The sequence below is a fragment of the Adlercreutzia murintestinalis genome (genome assembly GCF_943192905.1).
Taxonomy (GTDB): Bacteria; Actinomycetota; Coriobacteriia; order Coriobacteriales; family Eggerthellaceae; genus Adlercreutzia_A; species Adlercreutzia_A murintestinalis.
On the sequence record NZ_CALPCC010000014.1, the window covers coordinates 51,122 to 62,154 of the forward strand.

General features: G+C 61.4%; 10 protein-coding genes. All 10 read left to right on the plus strand.

Annotated elements, in window-relative coordinates:
• Positions 1-88 precede the first annotated feature (88 nt).
• A complete protein-coding gene (locus NFR19_RS06010; protein ID WP_251212888.1) occupies positions 89-364 on the plus strand; it encodes a hypothetical protein in 276 nt (91 codons plus the stop codon).
• Positions 365-556: 192 nt separating this feature from the next.
• Positions 557-904 (plus strand): hypothetical protein, encoded by a 348-nt coding sequence (locus NFR19_RS06015; RefSeq protein WP_251212889.1) that lies wholly within the window; start codon positions 557-559, stop codon positions 902-904.
• A 230-nt stretch (positions 905-1,134) separates the two neighbouring features.
• A complete protein-coding gene (locus NFR19_RS06020; protein ID WP_251212890.1) occupies positions 1,135-3,390 on the plus strand; it encodes a leucine-rich repeat domain-containing protein in 2,256 nt (751 codons plus the stop codon).
• Positions 3,391-3,399: 9 nt separating this feature from the next.
• Complete coding sequence (locus NFR19_RS06025; RefSeq protein WP_251212891.1) at positions 3,400-5,049, plus strand: vWA domain-containing protein; 1,650 nt, start codon at positions 3,400-3,402, stop codon at positions 5,047-5,049.
• A complete protein-coding gene (locus NFR19_RS06030) occupies positions 5,046-7,364 on the plus strand; it encodes a methyltransferase domain-containing protein (RefSeq protein WP_251212892.1) in 2,319 nt (772 codons plus the stop codon). Before NFR19_RS06025 ends, NFR19_RS06030 begins: the two co-directional genes overlap by 4 nt.
• Positions 7,365-7,491: 127 nt before the next feature.
• On the plus strand, positions 7,492-7,797 hold the full coding sequence (locus NFR19_RS06035) for a type II toxin-antitoxin system Phd/YefM family antitoxin (protein WP_251212893.1): 306 nt from the start codon (positions 7,492-7,494) through the stop codon (positions 7,795-7,797).
• On the plus strand, positions 7,790-8,104 hold the full coding sequence (locus NFR19_RS06040) for a type II toxin-antitoxin system RelE/ParE family toxin (protein ID WP_251212894.1): 315 nt from the start codon (positions 7,790-7,792) through the stop codon (positions 8,102-8,104). Before NFR19_RS06035 ends, NFR19_RS06040 begins: the two co-directional genes overlap by 8 nt.
• A gap of 146 nt (positions 8,105-8,250) precedes the next feature.
• Positions 8,251-9,555, plus strand: a complete 1,305-nt coding sequence (gene tig / locus NFR19_RS06045) for a trigger factor (RefSeq protein ID WP_251212895.1) — start codon at positions 8,251-8,253, stop codon at positions 9,553-9,555.
• A 33-nt stretch (positions 9,556-9,588) separates the two neighbouring features.
• Positions 9,589-10,110 carry an FKBP-type peptidyl-prolyl cis-trans isomerase gene (locus NFR19_RS06050; RefSeq protein ID WP_251212896.1) on the plus strand — a complete coding sequence of 174 codons (522 nt, stop codon included), beginning with the start codon at positions 9,589-9,591 and terminating at the stop codon, positions 10,108-10,110.
• A 367-nt stretch (positions 10,111-10,477) separates the two neighbouring features.
• Positions 10,478-11,033, plus strand: a 556-nt coding sequence (locus NFR19_RS06055) for a hypothetical protein (RefSeq protein WP_251212897.1), incomplete at its 3' end; no start/stop codon positions are given.

Genomic DNA, 11,033 nt, shown 5'->3' on the forward strand with positions numbered 1-11,033 from the left:
TTCTCTAGGCATTGACTGGTACCTTCGGCCGATATTGAAATATAATCTGAAGCCGAAGGTACCGCATTGAAGACCGTAGGAGGTCAAGATGACCAAAGAAGAGTTTTTGGCGATGCCCGCAAACGAGGCCGCCGACAAGCTGAACGAGCTTATCGCAGCTGGCAAGTCCAAGGATGAGGCTCTGGCTGAGTGCAGCGTGAGCGCTCCTGACCTGATGAAGGCTCAGATCTTCTGGGTGAAGGACAAGTACATCGCTCGCGCATGGGGTGGCTACACCTCCACGAAGCGTACTGGCAACGAGGCTGGCGACACCGGCATCGGCGTTGGTGACAGCGATCCGTCCAAGGGCTATCAGGGCGTGTAAGCTTTTCACGCATTGAAAGCTACTGAGCCCGGGTGCTTCGGCATTCGGGCTTTTCTTTTGATCGCGCATCTAGGCGTCTGCGCGATCTTTGTCCGTGCATCCAGGCGTTTACGCAATTTGCATGTGCGGGGCCAACCCCTGCGTCTGGCTGGTATAATCGCAGCAAACAACACGCCGATATGGAGGTGCGCAATGGCAACTGAAGCAGAGATCCTCGCTGAGATAGAAGAGCTGGGACGCCTTACCCCCGAGCAAGAGGATATTCTGTACAATATCACTTTGAAGCAGGACGAGCTGGGCCGCGAGTCAACGAACATGCTGCTTGAGAAAGTAGTGGACAGCCCGGTCTATCAGCCCATGATCGATCGCGAATACCTGACCTACGAAGTGTTCAATCATGGTACGAAGCACGAGATCGCTTGTCTGTATGTGACGCTCAAAGGAATTCGCTACTGCATCATTCATCAGGACGAACTCTCGCCGCGCCGCAAGCTGAATCCGGCAGGCGCTCCGTGGGGGGGCACGCCGGTCAACAACTAGCACCAGGATACGACGCACGCCGTCTTGGTGCGCACACAGCGGTGCACCGCGACTGCGGCGTGCGTGGCCATGGTGCTTGTGGTCTCTCGTGTGTGACCATGGCGTGCGTGGTCTCCCGTGCGTGGTGCGTGTGGCTCTGACGTACGTGGCTTCAGTGTGCGACCTTCGGCATATGCAGCCCTTCGTGCACATGCCGCAGAACTATCCCTCAACCCGACAGAAGGCAAGAGATGGGTGTCAGCTTAGGCGTTGATCTCAGTGGGCTGGATGTCTGTTTCGGCGGCTTCTCGCCTACTCTGATGGGCGATATCATGCAGGCGCTTGATAAGGCTCAGGAATCCGAAGAGCGTTTGCGTCAGCGACGGCTCGTGCTCGAACGCACTGCAGCCATTGAGGCCGCGCGCGCCTCTGAGCCGCATGAGGTGGTAGATGCGCACGGGAACCGCTGGCGCTACGTGGTGCTTGATGGCATGGAAGTTCGCATCGAGGAATGCGAACCCGCCTGTGAGCATCTGACTATTCCCGCAGAACTTGATGGTTTGCCGGTGGTGGCGCTGGCGGATGATGCCTGCGCTCATGCGCCGCAGGTGCTGTCGGTGGAGGTCCCCGATTCGGTGCTCTCTCTTGGATACTGCGTGTTCCGCAACTGCTCGTCGCTGCGGCGCGCCGTGCTGCCGCGCGATGTGACCGAGTACGACTCGGATTGGTTCCGCAACTGCACTGCGCTGGAAGAATTGGAGTTACCCGGGCAGCTTGAGCGGCTGATGCCGAGCGTCTTCGACACGCCGAACCTGCACCGTCTGCGCATTGGCGCGAACATGCGCGATATCTATCCGGGCACCTTCGGCAGGGGGCATCTGTGCACCATCGAGGTTGATCCGGCGAACCCATTTTTGGAAACGGATGGCATCGCCGTGTACACGAAGGGCCGCGCGGGCCTGATGGCACTCGCGGTTCGGGTGGCGACGTATGAGGTGGCCCCGGAGTGCACCGCTTTGGGGCGGAAGGCCGCGAACGGCATGGAAGAGCTGGAGCGCATCACGCTTCCTGAGGGTGTGACGACCATTGGAGAGCACGCCTTCGCGCACACGTCGCTGCGCTCTTTCACGGCTCCGACGCAGCTTGAATCCATTCGAGAGCGTGCGTTTTTCGATTGTGCGGTCCTGAGCGAAGTGCATCTCAACGCGGGGCTCACCAGCATCGGCGAGCATGCGTTCACGCGCACGGCCGTGAAGCAGCTGGCGCTGCCCTCGTCGATCGAGCGCGTGGGGCATCCCGTGGCGGCCGATGCGCCGCTTCGCTATGCGGGGGCCGATCGCACGCTGGTGATCGAGGAAGGCGGCAGCCTACGCATCGACGATCAGGGCGCGTTGCTGCGCTGCTGCGAGGACGGGCTGCATCTGGAGTGGATGATCGACCCGGCGGCGTGCGTGCTGCGCGTGCCCGACGGGGTGACGCACATTGACGCGCGGGCGCTGTTGAACCATCAGGGCATCGAAGTAGTGGAACTTGCCGAGAGCGTTGTTGAGATCGGGGAGGCCGCCTTCAAGGGTTGCCGCAACCTGCGCCGCGTGCAGCTAGGACGCGGCGTGCGGCGCATTGGCGCGGAGGCATTCCTGGATACCGAACTGGAAGCGCTCGTTTTGCCTGCCCAGCTTGAGCATATTGGAACCATGGCGCTGGTCACGCACGGCGCGCATACCGGTCGGGCTGCCACCAGTCTGAAAGAGATCAGCATAGAGGGCGCCAACGAGCGGTTCTGCGTGGAAGGCGGCATGCTGCTGGAGATCGAGGCGTCTGGGCAGCGCCGCGTGGTGCATTATCTGAATCGCGAACCTGCGGTGCGCATTCCGGCAGACGTGGCCTCGATGGCGCCGTATGCGTTCAGCGGTGCGCAGGCGTTGCGCAGCTTGTGCCTGAGCAGCGGCCTGGCAGACATTGGCATTCGCGCGCTCGCCGTGGACCGCTTGGTGGAAACGGTGCGCATCGAGATGGAAGAGCCGTTGGCGGGCCACGATGTGTTCGAGCTGCGCTTCCCCGCCACCGACCGCGGCCAACACCAGCAGTTCGTGGCCTTCACCACGCAGACCGCGGTCAGCGTGCAGGACCTGCTGGAACACTACGATAACGCCATCGCCAACGCGAGCAGCTTCGATGCCGTGTTGGGCGGCGTGGCGCTCGACTTGTACGATCAGGCGGTGCGCATTTTGGAGCGGCTGCGCGACCCGGTGTTCCTCACGGAGGTCAATCGCCAGATCCTTGAGCGCGTGCTGCGCCAGCACTTGGATGAGGTGTGCGTGGCCGTGGCGAAACGCGATGACCGTGCGGCGGTGGATGCGCTCGTGGAGCTGGGCTTCGTGCGCGCGGACAACATCGACGCCCTGATCGACCGGGTGGGCGCGGTGCAGGATGCCGCCATGACCGGCTATCTGCTGGAAGTGCGGCGGCGCGCCTTCGGGCATGCGGCGCTGGATTTCACGTTGTAGGAGGAAGCCATGGCCGAGGTGATGGATGAAAAGCTGCGGCGTCGCCTTGAAGAGGATGCGCTGGCCGTTGATGTGATCGAGGAATGCCGGGTGCAGCTGATGCTCAAGTTCCGCTTCCTTGATCTGGCGCTGTGGCGCATGGATCTGGAGCCGGTGCGCGCGGGTGCTGCGTACCCGTTGGCCACCAACGGGCGCATCGTGGCCATGGATCCGCCGCGGGTGATGGCGCGTTTTCGCGAATCGATGGATGAGGCGGTGCGCGATTATCTGCATCTGGTGCTGCACTGCATCTTTCGGCATCCGTATGCGCGCGATCGCAGGGACCGCGAGGCATGGAGCCTGACCTGCGATGTCATCGTTGAGAGCGTGGCGATGGATCTGTGCGCGGGGCGATTCGCCAGCGCCGATGATGCCGCTCGCCGCGAAGCGCTGGACACCATACGCTTGCATGCGGGCACGCTGCTGCCGGGCAAGGTGTATGGGTTCTTGCACGGCCTGGTGGAAACGCCGGATGGTCAGCAGTATCGCGGCATGGGCCGCAGCGTGCTGAACGAGTGGCATGCGCTGTTCGAGCGTGACGAGCATGCGGCGTGGCCTGCCATGGTGGACGGCAGCGACCAAGGCGACGAGGGGCTTCCCGAGGGATACGCGCCGGAAGAATCTGCGGAGGGCGGGGCGGAAGGCCAAGCGTCTCCGGCGCGCGACGAGGTGCTCGATGCGCAGCAGTTGCCCGAGAGCATGCGCGAGCAGATGGAGCGTGAAAACGACGCCGACGAGGGCACGGGCACCGAAGGTGGCGGCGAAGACGATGCGCAGACGGCGCAGGGCGACGATGCGCACCATGAGCAGCACGGCGCCGACCCGCTGGGCCGCTTCCATGACAACGACGAGCACGCCACCGAGTCCTCCGATGATCAGCATGCCGCCGACGAGCGCGACTGGGAGGACATTGGCAAGCAGATCGAGATGAACCTGAGCACGTTCAGCCGCGAATGGGGCGAGGAATCCACCGCGCTCATGCAGAACCTAGCGCTGGCCAACCGTCCGCGCTACGATTACGGCGATTTCCTGCGGCAGTTCATGGTGCGCAGCGAGCAGATGCTGGTCAACCTGGACGAGTTCGACTACGTGTACTACACCTACGGGATGGAGCTCTATGGCAATATGCCGCTGGTAGAGCCGCTCGAATACAAGGAGACCGAGCGCGTGCGCGATCTGGTGATCGCCATCGACACCTCGGAGTCGGTCAGCGGGGCGCTGGTGCGGCGCTTCGTGGAACGCACTTTCGACATCTTGAAGAGCACGCAGGATTTCGCGCGCGACGTGAACATCCACGTGGTGCAGTGCGACTCGCGCTTGCAGCACGACCTGGTCATTCGCGATCTGGCGGATGTGGACGCCCTGATGGACGGATTCACCGTGCGCGGGTTCGGCGGCACCGATTTCCGCCCCGTGTTCGACTATGTGCGCGGCATGCGGGAGGACGGCAAGCTGCCCGACTTGCGCGGGCTCATCTATTTCACGGATGGTATGGGCACCTTTCCCGAGGCTGCCCCCGATTTCGACGCCGCTTTCGTGTTCGTGGAAGACGAGGCGCGCGAGACGCCCCCGGTGCCCCCGTGGGCTATCAAACTGACGGTCGCAGAGGAGGACCTATGAACATCAACCAGGCGAAACAGCAGGTCAAAGACACGGTGGAGGCGTACCTGCAACGCGACGAAGCGGGCGTGTTCGCCATCGCACCCGTGCATCAGCGCCCGGTGTTCTTGTTGGGGGCGCCCGGCATTGGCAAGACGGCCATCATGGAACAGGTGGCGCGTGAGCTCAACATTGGGCTGGTGTCGTATTCCATGACGCATCACACGCGTCAGAGCGCGCTGGGCCTGCCACGCATCGAGCATCGCGAATTCGACGGCGTGGCCTTCGATGCGTCCGAGTACACCATGAGCGAGATCGTGGCTGCGGTCTATGACTACATGGAGCGCACCGGGCTGCGCCAGGGCATCCTGTTCCTGGACGAGATCAACTGCGTGTCCGAGACGCTGTACCCCAGCATGCTGCAGTTCTTGCAGTTCAAGACGTTCGGCAAGCACAAGGTGCCAGCGGGCTGGGTGGTGGTGTGCGCGGGCAATCCGCCCGAGTACAACCGCAGCGTGCACGAGTTCGACATCGTGACGCTTGACCGCCTGCGCGAGATAGACGTGCAGCCTGACTACGCCGCATGGCGCGCGTATGCGCTGGCAGCGGGGCTGCATCCGGCCGTCACCACGTTTTTGGAGGCGAAGAAGGACTGCTTCTACAAGGTGGAGAGCAAGCCCGGCGGTGGCAAGGCGTTCGTCACGGCGCGCGGCTGGGAGGATCTGGCGGAGGTGATCGCGCTGTACGAGCGGCTGGGCAAGCCGGTGGACCGCGCGCTGTTCGGGCAGTTTCTGCGCGACGACGAGATATGCGACCAGTTCAGCGTGTATTACACGCTGTTCCAGAAGTATCGTTCGGATTATCAGGTGGATACCATTTTGGCGGGACATGCCAGCGACGCCATTTGCCAGCGGGCGCGCGATGCGGCCTTCGACGAGCGCGTGGCGCTGCTGGGGCTGCTGCTGGACGCGCTGGGCACCGCGTGCGCCGAGGTGCTCCAGACCGAAGAGGTGTGCATGCGCCTGCGTGATGTGCTGCGCGAGGCGAAGCCCGAGCTTCTGGCGGGCGCCGCGGCCGAGGTGGCGGTAGGGCAGCGCGCGGCCCAACTCGAGGCCGATCTGGCGCGCCGCGAAGAGGCCGGTACCGCATCTGCCGCGCAGGTGCGCAGCGATCGACTGGCCTTGGGGCTGTTGAAGGCGTTCTTGGCGGAGTGCGTGCTGCGGAAAACGCCGGAGGGCGAGTCAGCGTTCTCCACCATACAGCAGGCGTACGGGGCAGAGGTAGCGAAGGTGCAACCGGCGGTGGATGCGGCGAGCGCGCAGATGGACCACGTGTTCGCGTTCGTGGACGCGTGTATGGGCGACCGCGAGATGCTGGTGCTGCTGGCCGAGATGACCACGCGTCAGGCCACCACGCGCTTCATCTCCCACTATGGCAATGACGCGTATTACCGCTTCAATGACAGCTTGCAGGTGGATGCGGCGCGCGCCGATCTGGCGAAGCGGGCCGCTCAGCTGGCCGACCTTGATGGTGCGGAAGATATGAACGTGGAAGGCGCGCATGCGGAGAGCACGCGCGCGAAGGCTGCAAGCGTGAAAAAGGTAGATGCGAACGGTGCGCAGACTGCCCCGTCAGGCGACCTTGCCGCCGCGCTGGCATCCCATTATGCGACCAAGGAATTCGAGTACGGTTTTGCGTCCGTCTGCAAGATGCTGCTGCCCGCTAGCCAGCTGAAAGGCAAGCATGTGTTGGATGTTGGCAGCCGCCGCGGGCGCGGGGTGTACAAGATCAGCAGCATGGTGGGCAACGACGGCCACGCCATTGGCATCGATTGGAGCCCCTCGTATGTGCAGGAATCCATCGACGGCATGAACCGCGCATGGCACGACAGTGGCTTGGCGGGTAACAATATGGAGTTCCACCTGGCTTACCCCGAGGACCTCATCGCCGCGGGCATCGGCACGGGCACGCTTGACGCGGTGTACGTGAACAACGTGATGACGCTGTTCTACGACCAAGAACGCGCGCTGGCCGAGTTCGGGCGTGTGCTGCGCCCGGGCGGTCTGCTCATTATGGAAACGGTGTTCGCCGACCGCGCGCGTAGTGAGGCGGTGCTGGAAGCGGCGCGCGAACTGGGCAACAGCATTCAGGCGGCCCGCACCGAAGCGGAGAATCTGGCGTGGCTGGAGGCGGCCGGGTTCGATGCGCCCAGTGTGGAGGACGAGTACGAGGTGGCAGCTGATCTGGGATACAAGGCGGGGCAAACCGTAGAAACCGTGCCGGGTGACGAGGACGTGTGCTACAAAGCGGTCAGTTTGTACGTGCGCAAGAAATAGGGAAGCGAGCCTCCCTCCGCTTCGATACTTTTTTATATACGAATACCATACAGTATTCATATATGAATACCATGTGTGATACTGTGCATAAAACAGTATCACAAAAGCCATCAAGAAGGAGGGCGCCATGACACCAGCATTGATGGAGCTGCCGGTCATTCGGCCCATAACCGACCTGCGCACCAATCTGAACGATGTTTGCGCACAGGCCACGGAAACGCAGGAGCCCGTTGTGCTCACCAAGAATGGGGTGGCTTCGTATGTTCTGATGGACAGCAATGCCTACGATGCGGCTGCCCAACGCAATCGTGTCTACCTTGCTTTGAAAGAAGCCGAGATCGAAGAAAAGTACCATCCTGAGCCCATTTCAGGGGAAGAGGTCCGTGCTCGCATGGATGAACTGTTCCGGTTAATAGGAATCGAATATGCTTGAAGATACGTGGCGGCCTAGAGCTGAACTGGACCTGCAATCCATCGTTATCTTCTTAGGAGTAGAGTGCTGGAACAAAAAGGCCGCCATCGACGCAAGGAAGAAACTTGATGCTGCCATCGAATTGCTCCGAGAGTTTCCTGATATGGGCGGCAGGATCAGGCTGGATAGCATAGAGCGCGAATATCGCACGATGCCCGTGGATCCCTATATCATCTATTACACGTATGCTGACCAGATCATTACGGTGCATCGCATCCTGCATCAGCGGCAAGACATGTGCACTTATGCGCTCGTTGATCTGGATTAGCCGCTCACCGCGTCGCACCAGAGCATTTTGTTCGCGTTGGAGCAATCCTTCGTGCAGCACGCCCTGCACGGCCGTTTCATCCCTTCCGCAAGGCGCAGGGTATGAGATACTACGCATAGCAATAATCCGCACGATAGGAGCAGGCTTTGCAGGTCAAGGATATCGCTCGCGAGGACGACGGCGAGCAGCAAGAGATCGTCTTGACGGTGGTCGCCTCGCCTGAAGAGGTGAAGGCCGCCACAGACGAATTCTTCAAGCAGGTGGGGCAGCGCGAGATCCCAGGGTTTCGCAAGGGAAAGGCCCCGCGCACGGTGTTGGAGCAGCAGGTGGGGGGTCATGCGAACGCCATGGGCGGCGTGGCCGAGGTGCTCATCAACCAGAACGCCTTCGAGGCGATTGATGGCGCCGATGTCATCTTCCTCGATGAACCGCAGTTCAACGTAGCAGACATGCCCGAAGAGGGTGCGCCGTTCACGTTCACGGTGTCGGGGCCGGTGGCGCCTAAGATGGAACTGACCAGCTACGACCCGGTCTCCATTGAGATGCCGCCGTCCGAGCCCACCGAAGCCGAGGTGGGCAGTCAGATACAAGAGCTGCGTGAGCATTACCACACGTATCGCGATATTGAAGATGCTGACCACGCCGCGGCCGATGGCGACTACGCCATGCTGACCATGACCATCGTGGACGCTGATGGCAAGGTGGTTCCGGGGCTGCGCAACACCAGTCGCCTGATCGGTCTTGGCGCGGGCACCATGCCAGCGGCCTTCGACGAGCACATCATCGGCTCGAAAGCGGGCGACACGCTTGAGTTCGACTTTGAAGCGGTGGACGACGAGGGCAACGCTCCTTTGGGCGAGGGCAAGCTGCACGCCATCGTGGAGGTGAAGAGCTTCCGCGAATACGTGCTGCCCGCACTGGATGACGCATTCGCCGAGAAGGTGGGCGCGAAAGACGTGGAGGACATGCGCAACCAGTTGAGGCAGGCCATCCACATGCAGAAGACCCAAGAGCTGCCCACGCTTAAAGTGGACCGTGCTATTGAGGCGGCCCTTGAGCGGCTCGATGGCGAGGTGCCTGCGTACTTCTCTGACTTCCTGCGACAAGATGTGGGGCGCGAGTTCATGCAGAACTTGCAGGATCAGGGCACGAACCTGCAACAGTGGATGCTCCAGAACTCCGTTGATGGCGATGCCATGAAAGAGGATATCGAGCGCGAGGCGCAGCGCCGTGCTGCTATCGACTGCATGCTGGAAGCCGTGTTCGCGCACAATGGCTGGACGGTGACCGACGAGGATATTGACGCACTGTTCGAGGGCGAGAAAGACCCGCAGGCTACCCGCGCCTCATGGGAGAAAGCGCATCGCATGGCGGACGTGCGCAAGATGGCGCGGCGTTCAAAGGCGGCGGAATGGCTGGCCGACACGGCCACAGTGACCATTGTGGAATAACGCACGAACGAGCGAAGGATCGGAGAGGGAAACATGGAGATCGGTTCAACGGTAACACTGACGTACACGGGCAAGACCGACGATGGCGAGATATTCGGCTACGCTGATGCCGACAAGCCCATGAAGTTTCAAACGGGCATGGATATGGCCATCGACGGTTTCGAGCGCGAGATCTTGGCCATGGAGGGCAAGCCTGGCGAGAAGAAGACGTTCACGGTCGATCAGTACGAAGCGTACGGAGAATACCTGGACGATTTCGTGCAGCACGTACCCATGGAGCAGGTGCCGAAGGGCAACGTGAAGGTGGGCCAGCGCATTTGGATGTCGTCCAGCGAAGACGGCACGCCCATGCCGGTCACTGTGAAAGCGGTGGAAGACGGCATCGTCATGTTCGATATGAACCATCCGTTGGCCGGGCGCGACCTGACCTTCGAGGTGGAGTTGCTGGAAGTGGAGGAACCGCCCGAAGACTTCGTCAGCGCGAAGGAGAAGGCCGAGCACATGAAGCAGCAGAGCAAGCTGCTGGGCGGCATGCAGGGTAACGACTACCGCTAGGAATAGTACCTGATCATATGAGATCGCGTGGGCCGGGCATCCCTTTCTGGGGCCCGGCTTTTTGGTAGGTTGGTTGTCGAACGAAGCGTAGGTGGATCTGCACATCGTTTGGCAATCAACCCATCATCGGCCCGCTTCTGAACGGGTAAAACAGAACATACGTTCCATTTTGTTACCAGTTTGTTGAAAATGTGAAGTCTGCTTCGTGCCCCTTGCAGTTGGCGGAAGGAGCAATGTATAACATGAACTGCCTTCGGGTTCGCTCGAAGGAAGGTGTATCGGGTAGTAAGACACAAGCGCTCGTCCATGAGGGAAGACCAGCATCGGGAATCGCCGGTCCATGGGCAGACGCGAAAAGGGACAGAACATGAAGAAGACCTCTTTGCCCAATCGGGCTATATCTGTCGTATTGTCGGCTCTTATGGCGTTTACGCTGGTGCCTTCTGCTGCGTTCGCGGCGGGTGCCGATGCTGCCGCCTCTGATGCAGAGAACACCGCACCAACCGCAACCGACGATACCGCCTCTGCATCGGATACGGCAAACCAAGACGCGCACGACACCAGTGCCGACGCCAACGCCGCACCCGAAGACGCCGCGGCGTCCTCCGTCATCAGCGAACAGCATGCGCTGGACGTCTCGGCCGAACATGGCCAGGCTGCCGCAGCCGACGACACCCCCGAAATGGTGCGCGCCGCCGTGAGCGTGCAGGCCAACGGCGATCAGGCGGGCACGCTGCTGTCTTACAACGGCTTGAGCTTTCAGGTGAGCACGAATGCGGAGGGCACCCCCACCGCCGCACTGGTCGGACTGACCGCAACAGCGTCGGGCACCCTTGAGATTCCGGCTCAAATCGTGAGCAACGGTACCACCTATCACGTTACGAACATCAGTTCTAATAAAGAATTGGGGGGGGGGGGTCGGG

Excerpts from the sequence above, each read along its gene's own strand:
- NFR19_RS06040 (WP_251212894.1), top strand. The coding sequence starts at position 7,790 with ATGCTTGAAGATACGTGGCGGCCTAGAGCTGAACTGGACCTGCAATCC.
- NFR19_RS06020 (WP_251212890.1), top strand. The coding sequence starts at position 1,135 with ATGGGTGTCAGCTTAGGCGTTGATCTCAGTGGGCTGGATGTCTGTTTC.
- NFR19_RS06030 (WP_251212892.1), top strand. The coding sequence starts at position 5,046 with ATGAACATCAACCAGGCGAAACAGCAGGTCAAAGACACGGTGGAGGCG.
- NFR19_RS06035 (WP_251212893.1), top strand. The coding sequence starts at position 7,492 with ATGACACCAGCATTGATGGAGCTGCCGGTCATTCGGCCCATAACCGAC.
- NFR19_RS06015 (WP_251212889.1), top strand. The coding sequence starts at position 557 with ATGGCAACTGAAGCAGAGATCCTCGCTGAGATAGAAGAGCTGGGACGC.
- NFR19_RS06010 (WP_251212888.1), top strand. The coding sequence starts at position 89 with ATGACCAAAGAAGAGTTTTTGGCGATGCCCGCAAACGAGGCCGCCGAC.
- NFR19_RS06025 (WP_251212891.1), top strand. The coding sequence starts at position 3,400 with ATGGCCGAGGTGATGGATGAAAAGCTGCGGCGTCGCCTTGAAGAGGAT.
- NFR19_RS06050 (WP_251212896.1), top strand. The coding sequence starts at position 9,589 with ATGGAGATCGGTTCAACGGTAACACTGACGTACACGGGCAAGACCGAC.